This is a genomic window from Sphingopyxis sp., from assembly GCF_035998965.1.
Classification (GTDB): domain Bacteria; phylum Pseudomonadota; class Alphaproteobacteria; order Sphingomonadales; family Sphingomonadaceae; genus Sphingopyxis.
This window is the reverse complement of record NZ_DASYHE010000103.1, coordinates 14,312-32,602: the sequence shown is the minus strand read 5'-3', so window position 1 is coordinate 32,602 and position 18,291 is coordinate 14,312. Positions and strand designations below refer to the sequence as shown.

The window sequence follows — 18,291 nt, the reverse complement described above, 5'->3', positions numbered from 1 at the left end:
GGTTGCCTTCTCTTTCATGACTTACAGCACCGTGATTTTCGATTTCGGCGGCGTCATTACGTCGTCGCCGTTCGAGGCGTTCAACCGGCTGGAAGACGAACGCGGCTTGCCGCGCGATTTTGTCCGCCGCGTCAACGCCGCCGACCCCGACAGCAACGCTTGGGCGAAGTTCGAGCGGGCCGAGATCGATGCCGCGACGTTCGACATGCTGTTCGCCGCAGAGGCGCGGGCGCTGGGGCATGAGCTGGAGGGCGAAGCGGTGCTGGCGGTGCTGGCGGGTGCGGTGCGCCCGGCGATGGTCGCGGCGCTCGATACGCTGAAAGCCAAGGGCTTCACGATCGGATGCATCACCAACAATGTGCCCAGCGGCCACGGCGCGGGCATGACGCGCAGCTTCGCCAAGGCCGAAGAAGTCGCCGCAATCATGGCGCGCTTTGACCATGTCATCGAATCGAGCAAGGTCGGCGTGCGCAAGCCCGATCCGCGGATTTATCAGATGATGTGCGACGCGCTCCGGGTTGAACCAACCGCCTGCATCTATCTCGACGACCTCGGCATCAACTGCAAACCGGCCGCGCAGCTCGGTATGCACGCCATCAAGGTGACAAGCGGCGAACAGGCGCTTAAGGAGCTGTCGCAGATTGTGGACCTGGAGCTCTCTCACCCATGAAAAAGATCTACCCCGACGCCGCTGCCGCTCTCGACGGCCTGCTCTTTGACGGCATGCAGATTTGCGCGGGGGGCTTTGGCCTGTGCGGCATTCCCGAACGGCTGATCGACGCGATCCGCGATGCCGGGACCAAAGGCCTGACCATCGCCAGCAACAACGCCGGGATCGACGGCGAAGGGCTCGGCAAGCTGCTTCGCACCCGTCAGGTCAAGAAGATGATCTCCTCCTACGTCGGTGAGAACAAGGAATTCGAGCGTCAATATCTGGCGGGCGAGCTGGAGGTCGAATTCTGCCCGCAGGGCACGCTCGCCGAACGCTGCCGCGCCGGTGGCGCGGGCATTCCGGGCTTTTACACCAAGACCGGCGTCGGCACTGCGGTCGCCGAGGGCAAGGAAGTCAAGAGCTTCGACGGCCAGGATTATATCCTCGAGCGCGGCATCTTTGCCGATCTCGCGATCATCAAGGGCTGGAAGGCCGACGAGAGCGGCAATTTGATCTTCCGCAAGACCGCGCGCAATTTCAATGCGCCGATGGCGACCGCGGCCAAAATCTGCGTGGCCGAGGTCGAGGAAATCGTCCCCGTCGGCAGCCTTGATCCCGACATGATCCACCTGCCCGGCATCTATGTGAAGCGCATGATCATCGGCGCGCCGTATAACAAGAAGATCGAATTCCGCACGACGCGTCCGCGCGAGGCGGCGTGAGTTTCGGGCGCAAGGGCATCGGCCATAAGGGGTCGATCGACGTCAGCGGCATCCCGGCGCTGGCGGGCGGCGAGGAATTTCTGCGGATGTGGAAGCAATCCAACGGCAATGTCTTGTGCGTCATCGATCCCGCAGCCCTCGGCGCCGACCCGATGCTCTTTGGCCTCGCGATCGTCGATGCCGTCCATCATGGCGCCAAAGCCTATGCGGCGGCCGTTGAAATCGATGAAGCGCATGCGTTCGACCGGATCATGGAAGGCGTGAACGCCGAACTGGCCAATCCGACCGACCTGCCGCGTCCGCTCGGCCCGCGAGGAACACATTGATGAAAGCGCAATTGATCTCGATTGCCGCCCTGCTCCTCGCAGGCTGTGCGACCAATCCCACGACAGTGGCGACCTCGCCACCCGTCGCTACCCCCGCCGAAGCCGCCAAACCGCCCGTGGCGCTGCAATATCTCTATGGTTCAGCCGAAGCCGCAATTGCCATCCGCGCCACCAATGTGCGCATCGCGGACTATGCTGTGCAGCGCGTCAAGCAGCGGCCGACCGACAGCGTTGTCTTGGTGCCGGGCGCCACCATGACCGCGCCGCGCTTCGAACCCTGCGGCAACAAGCCCTTTGCCGCGGTGTTCGATGCCGACGAGACGCTGATCTGGAACCTCGGCCCGATGCGCTACTTCGCCGAACAGGGCTCGACCTATGATCCCAAAATCTGGGACCAGTGGGAAAAGACCGGCGCGGGCAAGGCGGTCGCCATGCCCGGCACCGCCGACATGCTCGGCAAACTGCGCGCGGCGGGCATCACCATTGTTGCCAACACCAACCGCACCGCCGCCAATGCCAAGGGCAGCGAAGACACGCTGCGCGCCGCGGGGCTCGGCGAATTCAAGCATGGCGAAACCCTGTTCCTGATGGGCGACGATGCCACCGGGTCGAGCAAGGATATGCGCCGCGCCGCAATCGCGTCGAAATATTGCGTCATCCTGATGGCGGGCGACCAGCTGGGTGACTTCAGCCAGCAGTTCAACGTCAAGGACCTGCCTACCGCGCAGCGCACCGCCCTCGCCACCAGTCCCGCCGCCGCGGCGCTGTGGGACAAGGGCTGGTTCCTGTTCCCCAACTCCGTCTATGGCCCATGGGAAAAACTGGGCTGGAACGAAACCTTCCCCTCCGACACCAAATGGGAGCCGAAATAATGCCCTGGACCCGCGACGATATGGCGGCGCGCGCCGCAAAGGAACTGCAGGACGGCTATTACGTCAATCTGGGCATCGGCATCCCGACTTTGGTTGCGAACCACATCCCCGCCGGGATGACGGTCACGCTCCAGTCCGAAAACGGCATGCTCGGCATCGGCCCCTTTCCGCTCGAGGGTGAAGAGGACGCCGACCTGATCAACGCGGGCAAGCAGACGATCAGCGAAGTGCCGCAGTCGGCCTATTTCTCGTCAGCTGACAGCTTTGCGATGATCCGCGGCGGCCACATCGACCTCACAGTCTTGGGCGCGATGGAGGTCGCCGAAAATGGCGACATCGCGAACTGGATGATCCCCGGCAAAATGATCAAAGGCATGGGCGGCGCGATGGACCTGGTCGCCGGGGTCAAAAAGATCATCGTCGTGATGGAGCATAATGCCAAGGACGGCAGCCCGAAATTCATCCCGGCCTGCACCCTGCCGCTGACCGGCAAGAATGTCGTCGACATGATCATCACCGACCTCGCGGTCTTCAAGCGCGATGATCATAACAGCCCGTTCCGGCTGATCGAACTGGCGCCGGGGGTAACGGCGGAAGAGGTTGCTGCGAAAACGACGGCAAGCTACTTATCCTGAATGGATGACAAGCCACCGCCGCGGTCCCAGCTCCGTCTGGACAATTTTTCACGCGCCTTGGCGGGCTTGAAAGAGGCCGTTGATCTGCGCCAAAACCGTCCGCTGAGCGAACTGGAAAAGGCTGGTATGGTCCAGCGTTTCGAGATTGCGTGGGAATTGGGCTGGAAACTGCTGGCCGATCAGCTGGCGGAAGAACTGGCACCGCCCGAAGCCTTGACCCCGGCGTCGACCATTCGCGCCGCGCACGCCGCCGGAATGATCGCTGCGGCCGACGAATGGCTGGCAATGGGCAAGCTGCGCAACCAGTTGTCGCATACCTATAGCGAACCGATCCGCAATCAGGGCTTAGAGCTGATCGCAGGTCGATTCCTCACGATATTGACCGCGTTGGAACGGACCTCCGATGCGCGTCACGCATGATGCAATGGGCCTGTCGGCCGGCGACATGCGGATCGTCGCCCAGATTCTCTCGCGCTACGCCAATCAAATCGACCGGGTGAGCCTCTATGGCTCGCGCGCGGCGCGCACGTCGCGACCCGGCTCCGACCTCGACCTCCTTCTGAGCGGGACGATCGATTTCCACGCCATGCTCAACCTCGGCGTCGCGTTTGAGGAAAGTGACCTGTCTGTTGCTGTCGACCTGAAACACGAGCGCGATCTGACCGATCCGCGGGTGAGCGACGAGATTTTGAAGCGGTGCCAGCTTCTTTTCACCCGTGATGACCTGATGGCAATCCGTCAATGAGCGAACGGCAGAAGACCGTCCACGCGCTTGCCTGACGTCGCCGCCAACCCCGGTTCGACTTGGTTGCTGGTCGGTGGCGCACTGTCGGTCGCGGCGGCCTTGCTCCATATCGCGTGCATCTTTGGCGGTCCCGACTGGTATCGTTTTTTTGGTGCGGGTGAGGGCATGGCGCGCGCTGCGGCGCGGGGTGACTGGACCCCGACGCTGATTACGCTGGCGATCAGCGCGGTGCTGACGGTCTGGGCCGCCTATGCCTTTTCGGGCGCGGGCGCCCTCCCGCGTCTGCCGCTGCTCCGCACGGGGCTGGTGACGATCACCGCCATCTATCTGGTGCGCGCGCTGATCTTTGTGCCGCTCCATCTGTGGCGGCCGCAGCATAGCGACAGCTTTGCGATCTGGTCGTCGCTGATCGTTCTCCTCTATGGGACCGTCCATGCCATCGGCACGATCAAAGCCTGGCGTTATCTGACGAGCTGAGCCCTTGCGGGGGTGACGGCCGGGGAAGCTGCGGCTAAGACAGCGATCAATCATGAGGTCGCAGTCCAACCCAACGTCAATCGCGCGCGTTTTAACTATCCTGATCGCGATCGTCGCGTTGGGGTTTTCGGGCTGGTTTGGCATTCACGTCGTTGGCGGCAACCAACCGCTCGCCAGCGTCTCGATCCCGATCACGGCGCCGGAAAATCTTCCAGAAACCCCTGCGCAATGGCGCGGCCGGATCGACTATCGCGACCTCGACCGGCAATTGGCCGCGCTATCGCAGCGCCCCGAAATGGCGGGGCTGGCGGTCGCGGTAGTCGAGGATGGCGAGTTGCGCTTCGTGCGTGCCTATGGCGTCTCCGACGTATCGACCGGCACGCCGGTCACCGCGCAGACCATGTTCCGCTGGGCCTCGGTCTCCAAAACCACCACCGGCGTGATGGCGGCGGCGCTGGCCAAGGACGGCGCCCTCGATCTTGACCGCCCCGTCGCCGCATGGCGCACGTCGCTGCGCCTGCCCCGCGGCGCGGAGACGCAGGTGACGCTCGACGACCTGCTCGCCCAGCGCACCGGTCTTACCAAAAACGCCTATGACGAGAAATTGGAGGAAGGACAGAATCCTGCGCTGATCCGCACTGGCCTCGCCGCAGCGCCGCTGCAATGCGACCCCGGCACCTGCCACACTTATCAGAATATCGCCTTCGATGCGGCGACCGAGATTTTGACCGCCGCCGCGGACAAACCCTTTTCCAACGCGGTCGAAGATCGATTCTTCTTGCCGCTCGGCATGGTCAGCGCCGGTTTCGGGATGGAGCGGCTGACCGGCGCCAAGGATTGGGCGAAACCGCACCGCGGGCATCAGACGCTGCCGGTCAAAGAAGCCTATTGGCGCGTTCCCGCCGCAGCGGGAGTCGAGAGCGATATCGTCGATTTCGCCAAATGGATGCAGGCGATGATGGGCGCGCGCCCCGATGTGCTGCCGCAATCGGTGTTGCAGCTCGCCCACCGTCCGCGCGTCGGCACTGCGAAACTCTATGGCGGCACCTTGCGGCAGGCGATGGGCGACGCATCCTATGGGCTTGGTTGGCGCAGCTTCACCTATGGCGGCCACCGGCTCGAAGGCCATTCGGGCGCGGTTTCGGGTTACCGCGCGACGATGATCTTCGAACCGGCGACGCGGACGGGGGTCGTGGCGATGTGGAACAGCGACTGGGGCTTTCCCTTCCGCATCCCCTTCACGGTGATCGACAGCTATCACAAACGCGACGACGCCGGCTGGCTCGACCTCAGCGAGTTGCCGCCTGCGCGCGGTGTGGCCGCAGCACCGATCCCGGTTGCCGCAGCACCGAAAGGCTGAAGCGCGCGACCTGGTTGCGGACCGGACCGCTGCTTGGGTAAGGCGCGCGTACAGGAGCCAGAGGAGAATCATCGATGCGCGTGCTGCTGACCGGTTCATCGGGCTGGCTCGGCCGATATCTGGCGCCGTTGCTCAGCCAGGGCGGGCATGACGTTACCGGCATCGATGTCGTGTCCGGCGCCCACACGCAGGTGATCGGCACCGTTGCCGACCGGCCGCTCGTCGACCGCACAATGGGCGAGCATGGCATCGAAGCGATCATCCACAGCGGCGCGCTGCACAAACCCGACATCGTCCGTTATCCGCGGCAGGCGTTCATCGACGTCAATGTCAGTGGGACGCTGAACCTGATCGAGGCGGCGGTCGCGGCGGGCAATGATCGCTTCCTGTTCACCTCGACTACCTCGCTGATGGTGCGCGCCGACGTCCGGGCCGGTGCAGGCGACACCGGCGCCTGGTGGATGGACGAGGATTTCGGTCCGCTGGCGCCGCGCAACATCTATGGCATCACCAAGCTCGCCGCCGAGCAGGCATGCCGGCTGGTCCACCGCGAGCATGGCATCAACGTGGCGATCCTGCGCACCGGCCGTTTTTTTCCCGAGGATGACGACACCCATGCGGTGCCGAGCGGGCCGAACCTCAAGGCCAATGAGATGCTCCACCGCCGCCTGACGGTCGAGGATGCAGCGGCGGCGCATCTTGCGGCGCTGGAGGCGGCGCCGACGATCGGCTGCGATACCTTCATCCTCTCGGCGCCGCCGCCCTTTGCGCGCGACGATGCCGAGGAGCTTGCCCGCGACGCCCGCGCGGTCATCGCGCGCGCCCACCCCGATGCCGCCGAGCTCTATGCAGCGGCGGGATGGGTGCTTCCCGAAACGATCGACCGCGTTTACGACCCGTCGCGCGCCGAGCGCCGCTTCGGCTGGCGCGCCCGCAGCGACTTCGCCAGCGTGCTGGCAGCGCTCCGCGAGGGCAGCGCGCTGCCGTTCGCACACGACCCCGCCTACACCTCCCCCATCGTCGCACAGGAGCGCGAAGCATGTACGAACTGATCACCGCGAACCGCAATTATTCGAGCTGGTCGCTGCGCCCGTGGATATTGATGAAGGCGCTGGGCATCGCGTTTCGCGACCGCATCGAACCCTTCACCAAACCGGCGAACTACGACGATTTCCGCAGCTTCTCGCCGACCGGACAGGTTCCCGCGCTGCTCCATGAAGGGCGCACGATTTATGATTCGCTCGGGATCACCCTGTATCTTGCCGACCGGCACGAGGGCGTGTGGCCGCGCGATCCCGACGCGCGCGCCTGGGCGCAATGCGCCACCACCGAAATGCACAGCGGCTTCGCAGCACTGCGCAATGATTGCACGATGAATGTCGGGGTGCGCGTCACGCCCAAGCCGATGTCGACCGCGCTCAGATCCAATGTCGCGCGGATCGGCGAGCTGTTCGAGGAAGGGTTGGCGAAGTTCGGCGGACCATGGCTCGCGGGCAGCGAATTTACCGCCGTCGATGCCTTCTTCGCACCAGTCGCGTTCCGCATCCGCACCTATGGCCTCGACGTCGGCGCCGGGCAGGCATGGGTCGATCATATTCTGTCGCACCCCGCAATGCTCGAGTGGGAACGGCAGGCGCTAGCCGAAAGCTGGCGCGAGGTGGGGCATGAGGAGGAGTTGGCGGCAGCAGGGGTGATCACGGCGGATTACCGGACCGGTTAACGTCCGTCGCCCTTCGCGACGGCAGCGATCAATCGACCAATGCTTCGCGCACCACGGCAATCCCGGCTTCGCGCTGCACCTTCAGCTCCGCCTTCAACTTCGCGGGATCGCGCGCAAAGACGAAGCCGAAGCTGACCCCGCCCTCCTTGCCGACCGTCGCATGGTGCAACTTGTGCGCCTGCACCAGCCGCTTGGCATAGCCGCGCCGTGGCACCCAGCGGAAATAGCGTTGATGGACCAGCCCGTCGTGCACGACGGTGTAGATGATACCGTAAAACAGCACCCCCAGCCCGATCCACGTCCCCGGCTCCCATGCGCTGGCGCCCAGGATCATCGGGCTGCCCACCGCAAACATCGAAATGCTCAGCGCCGCGCCGAACAGTCCGAACAGGTCGTTCTTTTCCAGCATCTTGTCGTGCGGCTCATGATGGTCACGGTGCCATGCCCAGCCAAAGCCGTGCATGATATATTTGTGCGATGCCCACGCGACGAACTCCATCGCGACGACGGTAGCGAGAATAAGCGCGAGGATGGCGGGAATCGTCATGGGGCGAATATAGGCGTGCCCAACCGGTCACGCCACTCCCTTCGCCGGGATGGCCGTACAGGGATGAGACCGACGTACCGCGACCGAAAATTGCGTTTCCTATCGCCACCAGCTTGCAAAGTTGTGCCGCTGATCTAAGGCAACCGCATGACTCGCCCCCGCACCCTGTATGAAAAAATCTGGGACGCGCATGTTGTCGAACAGCGCCCCGATGGCACCTGCCTGATCTTCATTGACCGCCATCTCGTTCATGAAGTCACCAGCCCGCAGGCGTTTGCCGGGCTGCGCGCGAGCGGGCGCACCGTGCGCCGCCCCGACCTGACGCTGGCGGTGCCCGACCACAACCTGCCGACAACGGCGCGCAAGGATGCGGCGGGCAACCGGCTCACGATTGCCGACGTCGAAAGCGCGGCGCAGCTCGCGGCGCTCGAAACCAACGCGCCCGAGTTCGGCATCCGCTATATCGACGCGACCGCCGCCGAGCAGGGCATCGTCCATGTCGTCGGTCCCGAGCAGGGCTTTTCGCTGCCCGGCACGACCATCGTGTGCGGCGACAGCCACACCGCGTGCCACGGCGGCATCGGCGCGCTGGCGTTCGGGATCGGCACCAGCGAGGTCGAACATGTGCTCGCGACGCAGACGCTGCTGCTCCAGCCTGCCAAAACGATGGAAGTTCGCGTCGAGGGCGCGGTTGGCCCAGGCGTGACCGCCAAGGACATCATCCTCCACATCACCGGCACCATCGGCGCCGCGGGCGGTACCGGCCATGTCATCGAATATACCGGCAGCGCCATCCGGGCGCTGAGCGTCGAGGGGCGCCTGACGGTCAGCAACATGGCGATCGAGGGCGGCGCGCGCGCCGGTCTGATCGCGCCCGACGCGACGACTTTTGCCTATCTGAAGGGCCGCCCCTATGCGCCGAAGGGCGCCGATTGGGACGCCGCGGTGGCTTACTGGACCAGCCTCGCGACCGATCCTGGCGCGGCTTACGACAAGACCGTTGTCATCGACGCCGCGGACATCGCCCCGAGCGTGACTTGGGGTACCAGCCCCGAAGATGTTGTGCCGATCACCGGCAGCGTCCCCGCGCCGAGTAGCTTTGCCGACCCGTCGAAACAGGCCGCCGCCGCCAAGTCGCTGGCCTATATGGGGCTCGAACCCGGCACCCGGATGCAGGACGTCGCGATCGAGAATATCTTCATCGGCAGCTGCACCAACAGCCGGATCGAGGATCTGCGCGCGGCTGCCGCGGTGCTGAAAGGGCGGCGCAAGGCGGACACCGTCAAATGGGCGATCGTCGTCCCCGGATCGGGGCTGGTGAAGGCGCAGGCCGAGGCCGAGGGGCTCGACCGCATCTTCACCGACGCCGGTTTGGAGTGGCGCGAACCCGGCTGTTCAGCGTGCCTTGGGATGAACCCCGACAAGGTGCCTGCGGGCGAACGCTGCGCCAGCACCAGCAACCGCAATTTCGTCGGCCGTCAGGGGCCGGGCAGCCGCACCCATCTGGTGTCGCCCGCGATGGCAGCGGCCGCGGCGGTGACCGGACGGCTCACCGACGTGCGGGAATTGATCGATTGAACGCGCGGCAGAGGGAGCCAAGAGTATGATCTGGAAAGCTATCGCATCGGCTGCAGCGGCCTTGGCCCTCACCAGCCCTGCTCTCGCGCAGGACAAGCCGGAAGCCGCCAAGGTCAGCCTGACTCGCCTCGATTGCGGCACCGTGCGCGTCAATCGGCTCAACGCCTTTTCGGACACCGAAGCCTATCCGGGGCAGAGCCGCGACCTGACCGTCGGTTGCTATCTCATCCGCCACGGCGACCAGCTGATGCTGTGGGATCTGGGCTTGCCCAGCGCGCTGAAGGGCGCGGCGCTTGCCGCAACCGGCGACATGTCGGCATCGGTCACCCGCACCCTCGTCGAACAGCTCGCCGAGCTTGGTATCAAGCCGGAGGATATCGATATCCTTGGCGTCAGCCATTTCCATTTCGACCATATCGGTCAATTGCCCGATTTTCCAAGCGCGAAGCTCTACATCGGCAAGAGCGACTGGGACGTGCTCACCCAGAGCCCCCCGCCCGCGTTTGTCGATCCGACCCCTTTCGCCCATTGGATCAGCGGTGGTGGCAAAGTTGAGCCGGTCGCGCGCGACAAGGATATCTTTGGCGATGGCAGCGTGGTGATGTTCGACATGCCGGGTCACACCCCGGGCCACCACACGCTGCTGGTGCGACTGGCGGGTCGCGGACCGGCGCTGCTCAGCGGCGACCAAGCGCATTTTCAGGAAAATTACGACAGCGACGGGGTACCGACCTTCAATACCAACCGCGCCGACACGCTCGCCTCTTTCGGCCGCTTCAAGGCGCTAGCCAAAAATCTGAAGGCGACGGTGATCATCCAGCACGAACCGCGCGATGTCGGGAAACTGCCCGCTTTCCCGAAGGCGGCCGAATAATATGACGCCAATCGAAAAGGTCGAAGGTCGCGCCATCCCGTTCGGGTTGAAGAATGTCGACACCGACGTCATCATCCCGGCGAAATGGCTCAAGACAATCAGCCGCGAGGGGCTGGGCCGCGGCGCGTTCGAAACGCTGCGCGCCGACCCCGACAATCTATTTGATCGCTCCGAGTATAAGGGCGCCCCAATCCTGATCGCGGGCGACAATTTCGGTTGTGGGTCGAGCCGCGAGCATGCCGCGTGGGCGCTCGGCGACCTCGGCATCCGGGTCGTGATCGCGCCAAGCTATTCGGACATTTTCTCGGGCAATGCGGTCAAGAATGGCATCCTGCCCGTCGTGCTTCCCCAATCGGCCATCGACCGGTTGATGGAAGTTGCAACAACCGATCCGATCCATGTCGATCTCGACACCCAGACGGTGACGACGCCGTTTCAGGACCGCTTCACCTTCGACATCGATCCGTTCCGCAAGATGTGCCTGCTGAACGGCCTCGACGAGATTTCACTCACCGAAAAGAGCGAGGCGGCGATCGCCGCGCATGAGAAAAAGATTGCGACGGATCAGCCCTGGCTGACCCCCGCGACAATATGAGGAGAAGATGATGAAGGCTCTCTTGTCGACCGCTACCGGCGGCCCCGAAACGCTGGTCCTTGGCGAGCTTCCGCGACCGGCCGCGGGCGCGGGCCAGATCGTCATCGACGTCAAGGCGTGCGCGGTCAATTTCCCCGACACGTTGATCATCGAGGATAAATATCAGTTCAAGCCCGCGCGCCCCTTTGCCCCCGGCGGCGAAGTCGCGGGCCTCGTCGCCGAAATCGGCGAAGGCGTGACCGGGTTCAAGGTCGGCGACCGTGTCATCGCGGGTTGCGGCAACGGCGGCATGGCGGAAGCCGTCGCGGTCGGCGTTCACAATGTCTATCACCTGCCCGAAGGCCATGATTTCGCCGAGGGTGCGTCGCTGCTGATGACCTACGGCACCAGCATCCACGCGCTGATCGATCGCGGCCATATCCAGGAAGGCGAGACCTTGCTTGTCCTCGGCGCCTCGGGCGGCGTCGGCATCGCCGCGGTCGAACTCGGCAAGGCATTCGGCGCGCGCGTCGTCGCGGGCGTATCGAGCGAAGAAAAGGCCGACGTCGCGCGGCAGGCGGGCGCTGACGAGGTCGTCGTCTATGGCCGCCAACCGTTCGACAAGGATCAGTCGAAAGAATTGGCGAACAAGTTCAAGGAAGCGGTCGGAGCCGGCGGCGCCAATGTCATCTATGACGCCGTCGGCGGCGATTATGCCGAGCCTGCGCTGCGCTCGATCGCATGGGAAGGCCGTTACCTCGTCGTCGGCTTCCCCGCCGGCATCCCGCGCCTGCCGCTCAACCTGACCTTGCTCAAAAGCTGCGACGTCGCTGGCGTGTTCTGGGGCGCCTTTGTCGCGCGCGAGCCCGAGCGCAACCGGGCGCATGTCGCGCGGCTGTTCCAGCTGTGGGAGCAGGGCAAGATCAAGCCGCGCGTCACCGGCTCCTACGCCCTAGCCGATGGTGGCCAGGCGATCGCGAAACTTGGCGACCGCAGTGCGGTCGGCAAGCTGGTCATCGCCATCTAAAATATCGGCCTGATTCAGAATTGTACTAGTCCGGTTAACGCTTTCGCAGGGGCTTTGTCCTAACGGTGATGGCAGGACTATCTGGGTCAGGGTGCAACAATGGCGACTCGCCGCGCAAAGGCTGTTGAAAATAACGCGAGCCTCGCGAACATTTCGCGTACCCGCCGCGCGCAGCTCGTCGCCGAGTTCGAGGGCGAGCTCGGCATCGACTATAAAGCGCGCGCCGCGGCGGCCGAAGCCGAACGCCGCTGGGTCGCGCGCAAAACCTTCATTGTGTGGACGATCGCGCTGATCTTTTTTGCCATCGCGTGCCAGAAATTATGGGTCATGGGCCAGGACGTCGATCAGCCCTTCTCCGACATCAATCCGATCGAAAGCTGGTTCTAGACGCCGGTACCAAATTTTGGTAATTTTGGGTCATGGCTGTAAAAAATACCTCGGTCGCCCTCGGCGAACCCTTCATCCAGTTCGCGCGTCGCAAGGTTGAATCGGGCGAGTTCGCGACGACGAGCGAAGTCGTGCGCGAAGCCATGCGGCGCTATATTGCCTATGATGATCGGGTCGAAGCTTTGCGGCGCGAAATTCAAAAAGGCATCGACAGCGGCCCTCCCCAGCCATTCGACTGGGATGCTTTCATGGAGCGAAAGTTCGGCCCCGAAAACGATGCGTAGCATCGTCGTCCGCCCCGAAGCGGAAGTGGATATTGAAGACGCCGCAGACTACACCATGGAGCAATGGGGCCGCGATCAGGCGCGTCGCTACATCGGCGACATTCAGAAAGCCATCGACCGTCTCGCTATCGACGGCCTGCGCTTTCCCGAAGAGACGGAAGCCTATCCGGGATTACGACGGATGCGCAGCGGACATCACTTCATCTTCTTTCTGATCGACGACGAAAAGGTCGATGTCGTCCGCGTGATGCATGAGCGCCGCGATGCCGTGCGGCATTTGAGGGACTAAGATAGACTAGCGTGGGCTAGCCACCCCGGAGTTTCGCGCAGAACGCCGACTCCCGGCCCTCCCTCAATAAACCCGCGCCTTCGGCTTGATATACTCGACATCGTCCGACAGCGTATATTCGTGGACCGGGCGGTAATCGAGGCGGACGCCGCCGCCCTTGCCGCCCCAGCCGTCGAACCATGCCACGGTGTGCTTCATCCAGTTCGCATCGTCACGGTTCGGGAAATCCTCATGCGCGTGGGCGCCGCGGCTTTCCTTGCGGTTATACGCCGAATGCATCGTCACGGTCGCCTGGCTGATCAGATTGTCGAGCTCGAGCGTTTCGATGAGGTCAGTGTTCCAGATCAGGCTGCGGTCGGTAACCCCGACATCGTTCATCCGCTGATAGGTTTTGGTCAGCTTTTCCTTGCCCTCGGCCATCAGCTCGTCGGTGCGGAACACCGCGGCATGCGCCGACATGGCACGCTGCATTTCGGTGCGGATTTCCGCCGTCGGCGACCCGCCCTTGGCATGGCGGAAATGGTCGAGGCGGCCGAGCGCAAGGTCGGCGCTGTCCGTCGGCAGCGGCTGCTGCGCCGCACCCGGCTTGATGATGTCGCGCAGCCGATGCCCGGTCGCGCGGCCAAAGACGACGAGGTCGATCAGGCTGTTCGAGCCGAGACGGTTGGCGCCGTGCACCGACACGCACGCCGCTTCGCCGACCGCGAATAGGCCGGGGACCACGGTGTCGGGACCATCCTTGCCCAGCGTGACGACTTCGCCATGATAATTACATGGAATGCCGCCCATATTATAATGGACGGTCGGCACGACGGGCAGCGGCTGGCGGGTCAGATCGACGCCCGCAAACACCTTGCCGCTTTCGGTGATGCCGGGCAGCCGCTCGGCGAGCACCGCCGGGTCGATATGGTCGAGGTGCAGGAAGATATGATCCTTGTGCGGGCCGACGCCGCGGCCTTCGCGGATTTCGAGCGCCATCGACCGCGACACGACATCGCGCGACGCCAGATCCTTTGCCGACGGGGCATAGCGTTCCATGAACCGCTCGCCCTCGGAGTTGGTGAGGTACCCGCCCTCGCCGCGCGCGCCTTCGGTGATCAGCACCCCGGCGCCGTAGATGCCGGTCGGGTGGAACTGGACGAATTCCATGTCCTGCAGCGGCAGCCCGGCGCGCAGCACCATGCCGCCACCATCGCCGGTGCAGGTGTGCGCCGAGGTGGCGGTGAAATAGCTGCGGCCATAGCCACCGGTAGCCAACACGACGGCCTGCGACCGGAAACGGTGGATGCTGCCGTCGTCCATGCACAGCGCAATAACGCCGCGGCAAACCTTACCGTCGGGGCTGTCTTCCATGATCAGGTCGAGCGCAAAATACTCGACGAAGAAATCGGCGTCATATTTCAGCGACTGTTGGTACAGCGCGTGGAGCATCGCATGGCCGGTACGGTCGGCGGCCGCGGCGGTGCGCTGCACCGGCGGGCCTTCGCCCATATTCTGCATATGGCCGCCGAACGGCCGCTGATAGATGGTGCCGTCGGCGTTGCGCGAAAAGGGCACCCCGGCATGTTCCAGCTCATACACCGCCTGCGGCGCTTCGCGGACCATATACTCGATCGCGTCCTGGTCGCCGAGCCAGTCGGACCCCTTGACGGTGTCGTACATATGCCACGTCCAGTGGTCGGGCGAGTTGTTGCCGAGCGACGCGGCGATGCCACCCTGCGCCGCCACCGTGTGGCTGCGCGTCGGGAACACCTTGGTGATGCACGCGGTTTTCAGCCCGGCCTCGGCGCTGCCCATTGTGGCGCGCAGCCCCGATCCGCCCGCACCGACGACGACGGTGTCATAGATATGGTCGATGATCTTGTAAGCGTCGGTCATGTCACATGCCCCCCGGGCCGGCCACGGCAGGCGCCAGCGCGATCCGGACGATCGCGAAGATCCCGTAGGCGGCGCCGCCGATAGCATAGAAATTGAGCAAAACGAGCGCGAGCAAGCGCATCGGCCCGTGGACATAATCCTCGATCAGCACCTGCAAGCCGAGCCGCAGATGCCAGAAGACGCTGACCACCATCAGGATCAGCGCCAGCGCGACCATCGGGTTCGACGCCCAGCGCAGCACCGCACCATGGTCACCCAGCGGCAGGCGGATCAGCGACACGAACAGGAACCCGACGAGCAGGATGTTACCCAGCGCGGTTAACCGCTGTTGCAGCCAGTGGTGCGAACCGTGCCCGGACGACCCGAGGCCGCGGACCTTGCCGAGATGCGAACCGTCGCCCATTAGAGTGCCTCCGCCAGGATATAGAGCCAGGTCGCGGCGGTCGCGAACACGCCCGCGGCGATCACGACGGTCGACCACAGCTTGTTGGATTTCAGTTCATATCCCGCCCCCGCATCGAGCACCAGGTGGCGCAGCCCCGAAAACAGATGCTGGAAAAATGCCCAGGTCAGTCCGACCAGCACGACTTTGCCCAGGATGTTGGTGATCTGATGAAAGAGGCTGATTTCAGGGCTGGGGTCGTGCCAGATGCAGGCGACAAACGCCGCATAGGCATCCGGCCCCGCGGCAATCGCGCCCAGCCACCACAGGAACAAGCCGGCGCCGACAATCGCCAGCCCGTCGCCGCTGGCACGGTGCAGGATCGACACCGCCATCGCGGGGCCCCATTTATAGACCTGTAAATGCGGCGCGCGTGGGCGCGTATTTGGTTCGTTGCCAGCCATATCAGCCCCGTTTCTGACTCTCTTCGGTCGATGTGGAGCCGGTTAAGCCTTCCCGCGGTGATATGCAATTGCTTAGCGGGGATACGCGCTCAAGAAATCATGACGTATTCGACACAAAGTGTACCGCCTAGCCGCCCCTCTGCTTCGACAGCAATTGGGCCAGCCCCATGGTGATGACCGTGACAGAAACGAGGGCCAGGATGACAAAGGTACGAATTGCCCCCCAACCGTTGGGAAGCAGATTGGCGGGAGTATATATTACGACACCCAAGAGTATGGCCCCAAGCACAATTGGCACCAGCGTTCGCATCGGCAAAGCATAGCCACGCGCGATTTTCTGCTCACGCGTCAGCGCGTGAACAACCGGACGGGTTTCGAGCCTTCTCCACACCATCATTTTGAACTTCATTCGCTGAAAGCGGTGCCAGACTGCCACAACAAACCAGCCGGGAATTGAGAGTAATGCAAATAGGGCAAAAGGGGTCCAAAGCTTCGCAGCGAGCAAAGCAAAAACGACAGTGAGGCATAGTGAAGCCCACACCGACCGGCTAAACTGGCGCACCTGCGCTGCCAGCATCAGCTCATACTCGACCAGCATTTTGACGGCTTCTTTTTCCGACAGCGGTCGGCCTTCACCAGCGATCGAACGGGAAAAAATATAGTGGGGCTTTTCGTATCGAAGTAGCGCGACAAGCGCCGCCTTTTCTCGCTCGATCGTGGGGTTTTGAGCAGCCATGACGTGAGCCTAGCCAAGCAGGTTTAATTAATTCCGAAGTTGAGGTGCACCCAAACGTCACACGCGACTCAGCGAGTGTTTCGAGGTCAATCGATAACAACGAAGGAAAGGGGAATGATCAAAATCGACCATTTCTAGCCATCAATCTTCCTTGTCGCGCAGCGACGGGGAGGTAGCAGCGCAAAGCGCTGTCGGAGGGGCAAATGGCCCTAAGGTCGCGGCCTCTCAACCCCTTGCTTCGCGCGCGGTCCGCTGCGCCACAGGGAGGATCGGCTACGTCCGGTCCCACCCCCCAAACGGTCACGTCACCGCATCACTTGATCTTGTCGCGGTTCACATACAGCAGCGCCGCGATCACCGCGGCCGAGCCGATGCCTAAACCCGCCGCGGCCGCGGTTTTCCAGCCGCGCTTGCCGCCCTTTGCCGCGTCGCGATCGGCAGCTTCGGCCGCATCGGCGGCCTCCTTCTGCTGGCGCTGCTCGCGCGCGGCGCGCAGGACTTCATTTTCTTCCGGCGCGTCATTCTGCGGCGGCGGGGGAGTTTGCTCGGTCATTATGTACCTATGTCCTTGTTATCAGGCGAGTGCCTGTTCAACAGACACATAATCGGTTCCGATCGCTTCCGCTACGGCTTCGAACGTCACCTTGCCATTCCATACGTTCAAACCCTGCGCAAGATGCACGTCCCGTCGCAATGCGTCTTTCCAGCCCAGGTCGGCAATGCGCAGCGCGTGCGGCAGGGTAACGTTGTTCAGCGCATAGGTGCTCGTGCGCGAGACCGCGCCCGGCATGTTGGCGACCGCATAATGGACGATGCCGTCGACGACATAGGTCGGGTCGGCGTGGGTGGTTGCATGACTGGTTTCGAAACAGCCGCCCTGATCGATCGCGACGTCGACGAGCACCGAGCCCGCCTGCATCGTGCCGAGCATCTCCCGGGTGACGAACTTGGGCGCTTCGGCGCCGGGGATCAGGACCGCGCCGATGACCAGATCGGCCTCCGCCACGCATTCGGCGAGATTGGCGCGGTTCGAAAAGCGCGTCTTGGCGCGCGATTCAAAGAAGGTGCCGACGCGTTCGAGCACTTCGGGATCGCGATCGAGAATGGTGACGTCGGCGCCAAGCCCCGCCGCCATCTGCGCCGCGTTGAAGCCGACGACGCCGCCGCCGATCACGCATACCTTGCCCGGCGCCACGCCAGGAACGCCGCCGAGCAGCACGCCGCGGCCGCCATGCGCCTTTTCGAGCGCGGTCGCGCCGGCCTGGATCGACATGCGCCCCGCGACCTGACTCATCGGCTTCAGCAGCGGCAGGCCGCCGTGCGGGCTGGTGACGGTTTCATACGCGATGCACACCGCGCCCGATTTCATCAGGTCGCGCGTCTGGTCGGGATCGGGCGCAAGGTGAAGATAGGTGTAGAGGATCTGCCCTTCGCGCAGCATCGCACGCTCGCCCGGCTGCGGCTCCTTGACCTTCACCACCATGTCGCAGGTCGCGAAAATTTCCTCGGCAGTCTGGACGATCTCGGCGCCAGCCTCGACATAGAAACGGTCGTGCGCCCCGATACCCGCGCCGGCGCCGGTCTGCACCAGCACACGGTGACCATGGACGGCCAACTCGCGCGCACTTTCAGGGGTCAGCCCGACGCGATATTCGTGATTCTTGATTTCCTTGGGGGTGCCGATGATCATTGTCGCTCTCCATGGGTTCGTCGCCGGTCACGCTGTCCCGGCGCCGCGTCGTTCATGACTCTGCCTGATAGC

General features: G+C 63.7%; 25 protein-coding genes. 18 read left to right on the top strand and 7 right to left on the bottom strand.

The genetic code is table 11. The features are described from left to right. Window positions 1-16 precede the first annotated feature (16 nt). The 11 genes from VGN68_RS20145 to VGN68_RS20095 all read left to right on the top strand — a co-directional run bounded on the left by VGN68_RS20145 (window position 17) and on the right by VGN68_RS20095 (window position 7,509). On the top strand, window positions 17-670 hold the full coding sequence (locus VGN68_RS20145; RefSeq protein WP_327479459.1) for an HAD-IA family hydrolase: 654 nt from the start codon (window positions 17-19) through the stop codon (window positions 668-670). After that, on the top strand, window positions 667-1,374 hold the full coding sequence (locus VGN68_RS20140; protein WP_327479457.1) for a CoA transferase subunit A: 708 nt from the start codon (window positions 667-669) through the stop codon (window positions 1,372-1,374). Before VGN68_RS20145 ends, VGN68_RS20140 begins: the two co-directional genes overlap by 4 nt. Next, the gene (locus tag VGN68_RS20135; protein WP_327479455.1) at window positions 1,371-1,700 is read left to right on the top strand and encodes a DUF5076 domain-containing protein; all 330 of its coding nucleotides are present in this window, start codon (window positions 1,371-1,373) and stop codon (window positions 1,698-1,700) included. Before VGN68_RS20140 ends, VGN68_RS20135 begins: the two co-directional genes overlap by 4 nt. After that, window positions 1,700-2,572, top strand: coding sequence for an HAD family acid phosphatase (locus VGN68_RS20130; RefSeq protein WP_327479453.1), 873 nt, complete (start codon window positions 1,700-1,702; stop codon window positions 2,570-2,572). Before VGN68_RS20135 ends, VGN68_RS20130 begins: the two co-directional genes overlap by 1 nt. Then, window positions 2,572-3,207 carry a CoA transferase subunit B gene (locus VGN68_RS20125; RefSeq protein ID WP_327479451.1) on the top strand — a complete coding sequence of 212 codons (636 nt, stop codon included), beginning with the start codon at window positions 2,572-2,574 and terminating at the stop codon, window positions 3,205-3,207. The genes VGN68_RS20130 and VGN68_RS20125 overlap by 1 nt, the downstream gene beginning before the upstream one ends. Then, on the top strand, window positions 3,208-3,627 hold the full coding sequence (locus tag VGN68_RS20120) for an HI0074 family nucleotidyltransferase substrate-binding subunit (protein ID WP_327479450.1): 420 nt from the start codon (window positions 3,208-3,210) through the stop codon (window positions 3,625-3,627). A gap of 4 nt (window positions 3,628-3,631) precedes the next feature. Then, complete coding sequence (locus tag VGN68_RS20115; protein ID WP_327479448.1) at window positions 3,632-3,952, top strand: nucleotidyltransferase domain-containing protein; 321 nt, start codon at window positions 3,632-3,634, stop codon at window positions 3,950-3,952. 27 nt (window positions 3,953-3,979) lie between these two features. Further along, entirely contained in the window at window positions 3,980-4,429 is a 450-nt protein-coding gene (locus VGN68_RS20110; protein ID WP_327479446.1) for a hypothetical protein, read from the top strand. Window positions 4,430-4,481: 52 nt separating this feature from the next. Further along, entirely contained in the window at window positions 4,482-5,789 is a 1,308-nt protein-coding gene (locus VGN68_RS20105; RefSeq protein ID WP_327479444.1) for a serine hydrolase domain-containing protein, read from the top strand. A 74-nt stretch (window positions 5,790-5,863) separates the two neighbouring features. Then, window positions 5,864-6,841, top strand: a complete 978-nt coding sequence (locus VGN68_RS20100; RefSeq protein WP_327479442.1) for an NAD(P)-dependent oxidoreductase — start codon at window positions 5,864-5,866, stop codon at window positions 6,839-6,841. Beyond that, window positions 6,829-7,509: a glutathione S-transferase family protein gene (locus tag VGN68_RS20095; RefSeq protein WP_327479440.1), complete on the top strand. Its 681-nt coding sequence runs from the start codon at window positions 6,829-6,831 to the stop codon at window positions 7,507-7,509. Before VGN68_RS20100 ends, VGN68_RS20095 begins: the two co-directional genes overlap by 13 nt. A 28-nt stretch (window positions 7,510-7,537) precedes the next feature. Here VGN68_RS20095 and VGN68_RS20090 read toward each other — a convergent pair whose 3' ends face one another. Next, complete coding sequence (locus VGN68_RS20090; RefSeq protein WP_327479438.1) at window positions 7,538-8,056, bottom strand: sterol desaturase family protein; 519 nt, start codon at window positions 8,054-8,056, stop codon at window positions 7,538-7,540. 147 nt (window positions 8,057-8,203) lie between these two features. Between VGN68_RS20090 and leuC the strand changes: the two genes are divergently transcribed. The 7 genes from leuC (at window position 8,204) to VGN68_RS20055 (ending at window position 13,069) form a co-directional block, all read left to right on the top strand. After that, window positions 8,204-9,634, top strand: coding sequence for a 3-isopropylmalate dehydratase large subunit (leuC, locus tag VGN68_RS20085; protein ID WP_327479436.1), 1,431 nt, complete (start codon window positions 8,204-8,206; stop codon window positions 9,632-9,634). A 25-nt stretch (window positions 9,635-9,659) separates the two neighbouring features. Next, on the top strand, window positions 9,660-10,508 hold the full coding sequence (locus VGN68_RS20080; protein WP_327479434.1) for an N-acyl homoserine lactonase family protein: 849 nt from the start codon (window positions 9,660-9,662) through the stop codon (window positions 10,506-10,508). Window position 10,509: 1 nt separating this feature from the next. Further along, window positions 10,510-11,103 carry a 3-isopropylmalate dehydratase small subunit gene (gene leuD, locus VGN68_RS20075; RefSeq protein ID WP_327479432.1) on the top strand — a complete coding sequence of 198 codons (594 nt, stop codon included), beginning with the start codon at window positions 10,510-10,512 and terminating at the stop codon, window positions 11,101-11,103. A gap of 10 nt (window positions 11,104-11,113) precedes the next feature. Continuing rightward, complete coding sequence (locus tag VGN68_RS20070) at window positions 11,114-12,109, top strand: NADPH:quinone oxidoreductase family protein (RefSeq protein ID WP_327479430.1); 996 nt, start codon at window positions 11,114-11,116, stop codon at window positions 12,107-12,109. A gap of 99 nt (window positions 12,110-12,208) precedes the next feature. After that, window positions 12,209-12,496, top strand: coding sequence for a hypothetical protein (locus VGN68_RS20065; protein WP_293697860.1), 288 nt, complete (start codon window positions 12,209-12,211; stop codon window positions 12,494-12,496). A gap of 32 nt (window positions 12,497-12,528) precedes the next feature. Beyond that, window positions 12,529-12,780: a type II toxin-antitoxin system ParD family antitoxin gene (locus VGN68_RS20060; RefSeq protein ID WP_327479427.1), complete on the top strand. Its 252-nt coding sequence runs from the start codon at window positions 12,529-12,531 to the stop codon at window positions 12,778-12,780. After that, complete coding sequence (locus tag VGN68_RS20055; RefSeq protein ID WP_327479425.1) at window positions 12,773-13,069, top strand: type II toxin-antitoxin system RelE/ParE family toxin; 297 nt, start codon at window positions 12,773-12,775, stop codon at window positions 13,067-13,069. The genes VGN68_RS20060 and VGN68_RS20055 overlap by 8 nt, the downstream gene beginning before the upstream one ends. Before the next feature lie 63 nt (window positions 13,070-13,132). Here VGN68_RS20055 and sdhA read toward each other — a convergent pair whose 3' ends face one another. From sdhA to ald, 6 genes are all read right to left on the bottom strand, one after another. Continuing rightward, entirely contained in the window at window positions 13,133-14,947 is a 1,815-nt protein-coding gene (gene sdhA, locus VGN68_RS20050) for a succinate dehydrogenase flavoprotein subunit (RefSeq protein WP_327479423.1), read from the bottom strand. A gap of 1 nt (window position 14,948) precedes the next feature. Beyond that, window positions 14,949-15,350, bottom strand: a complete 402-nt coding sequence (sdhD, locus tag VGN68_RS20045; RefSeq protein ID WP_327479421.1) for a succinate dehydrogenase, hydrophobic membrane anchor protein — start codon at window positions 15,348-15,350, stop codon at window positions 14,949-14,951. Continuing rightward, window positions 15,350-15,793, bottom strand: a complete 444-nt coding sequence (gene sdhC / locus VGN68_RS20040; protein WP_327479417.1) for a succinate dehydrogenase, cytochrome b556 subunit — start codon at window positions 15,791-15,793, stop codon at window positions 15,350-15,352. Before sdhC ends, sdhD begins: the two co-directional genes overlap by 1 nt. 127 nt (window positions 15,794-15,920) lie before the next feature. Beyond that, the gene (locus VGN68_RS20035) at window positions 15,921-16,529 is read right to left on the bottom strand and encodes a hypothetical protein (RefSeq protein WP_327479415.1); all 609 of its coding nucleotides are present in this window, start codon (window positions 16,527-16,529) and stop codon (window positions 15,921-15,923) included. Window positions 16,530-16,842: 313 nt separating this feature from the next. Further along, window positions 16,843-17,082, bottom strand: a complete 240-nt coding sequence (locus VGN68_RS20030; protein WP_293697871.1) for a hypothetical protein — start codon at window positions 17,080-17,082, stop codon at window positions 16,843-16,845. A 21-nt stretch (window positions 17,083-17,103) separates the two neighbouring features. Further along, window positions 17,104-18,219, bottom strand: coding sequence for an alanine dehydrogenase (gene ald / locus VGN68_RS20025; protein ID WP_327479412.1), 1,116 nt, complete (start codon window positions 18,217-18,219; stop codon window positions 17,104-17,106). Between the last annotated feature and the right edge of the window lie 72 nt (window positions 18,220-18,291).

Bases quoted from the DNA above. Each gene is read 5' to 3' on its own strand.
- leuD (WP_327479432.1), top strand. From the start codon at position 10,510: ATGACGCCAATCGAAAAGGTCGAAGGTCGCGCCATCCCGTTCGGGTTG.
- leuC (WP_327479436.1), top strand. From the start codon at position 8,204: ATGACTCGCCCCCGCACCCTGTATGAAAAAATCTGGGACGCGCATGTT.
- VGN68_RS20115 (WP_327479448.1), top strand. From the start codon at position 3,632: ATGGGCCTGTCGGCCGGCGACATGCGGATCGTCGCCCAGATTCTCTCG.
- VGN68_RS20125 (WP_327479451.1), top strand. From the start codon at position 2,572: ATGCCCTGGACCCGCGACGATATGGCGGCGCGCGCCGCAAAGGAACTG.
- VGN68_RS20145 (WP_327479459.1), top strand. From the start codon at position 17: ATGACTTACAGCACCGTGATTTTCGATTTCGGCGGCGTCATTACGTCG.
- sdhC (WP_327479417.1), bottom strand. From the start codon at position 15,793: ATGGCTGGCAACGAACCAAATACGCGCCCACGCGCGCCGCATTTACAG.
- VGN68_RS20060 (WP_327479427.1), top strand. From the start codon at position 12,529: ATGGCTGTAAAAAATACCTCGGTCGCCCTCGGCGAACCCTTCATCCAG.
- sdhA (WP_327479423.1), bottom strand. From the start codon at position 14,947: ATGACCGACGCTTACAAGATCATCGACCATATCTATGACACCGTCGTC.
- VGN68_RS20055 (WP_327479425.1), top strand. From the start codon at position 12,773: ATGCGTAGCATCGTCGTCCGCCCCGAAGCGGAAGTGGATATTGAAGAC.
- VGN68_RS20035 (WP_327479415.1), bottom strand. From the start codon at position 16,529: ATGGCTGCTCAAAACCCCACGATCGAGCGAGAAAAGGCGGCGCTTGTC.
- VGN68_RS20100 (WP_327479442.1), top strand. From the start codon at position 5,864: ATGCGCGTGCTGCTGACCGGTTCATCGGGCTGGCTCGGCCGATATCTG.
- sdhD (WP_327479421.1), bottom strand. From the start codon at position 15,350: ATGGGCGACGGTTCGCATCTCGGCAAGGTCCGCGGCCTCGGGTCGTCC.
- VGN68_RS20120 (WP_327479450.1), top strand. From the start codon at position 3,208: ATGGATGACAAGCCACCGCCGCGGTCCCAGCTCCGTCTGGACAATTTT.
- VGN68_RS20130 (WP_327479453.1), top strand. From the start codon at position 1,700: ATGAAAGCGCAATTGATCTCGATTGCCGCCCTGCTCCTCGCAGGCTGT.
- VGN68_RS20105 (WP_327479444.1), top strand. From the start codon at position 4,482: ATGAGGTCGCAGTCCAACCCAACGTCAATCGCGCGCGTTTTAACTATC.
- VGN68_RS20090 (WP_327479438.1), bottom strand. From the start codon at position 8,056: ATGACGATTCCCGCCATCCTCGCGCTTATTCTCGCTACCGTCGTCGCG.
- VGN68_RS20065 (WP_293697860.1), top strand. From the start codon at position 12,209: ATGGCGACTCGCCGCGCAAAGGCTGTTGAAAATAACGCGAGCCTCGCG.
- VGN68_RS20070 (WP_327479430.1), top strand. From the start codon at position 11,114: ATGAAGGCTCTCTTGTCGACCGCTACCGGCGGCCCCGAAACGCTGGTC.
- VGN68_RS20095 (WP_327479440.1), top strand. From the start codon at position 6,829: ATGTACGAACTGATCACCGCGAACCGCAATTATTCGAGCTGGTCGCTG.
- VGN68_RS20030 (WP_293697871.1), bottom strand. From the start codon at position 17,082: ATGACCGAGCAAACTCCCCCGCCGCCGCAGAATGACGCGCCGGAAGAA.
- VGN68_RS20140 (WP_327479457.1), top strand. From the start codon at position 667: ATGAAAAAGATCTACCCCGACGCCGCTGCCGCTCTCGACGGCCTGCTC.
- VGN68_RS20080 (WP_327479434.1), top strand. From the start codon at position 9,660: ATGATCTGGAAAGCTATCGCATCGGCTGCAGCGGCCTTGGCCCTCACC.
- ald (WP_327479412.1), bottom strand. From the start codon at position 18,219: ATGATCATCGGCACCCCCAAGGAAATCAAGAATCACGAATATCGCGTC.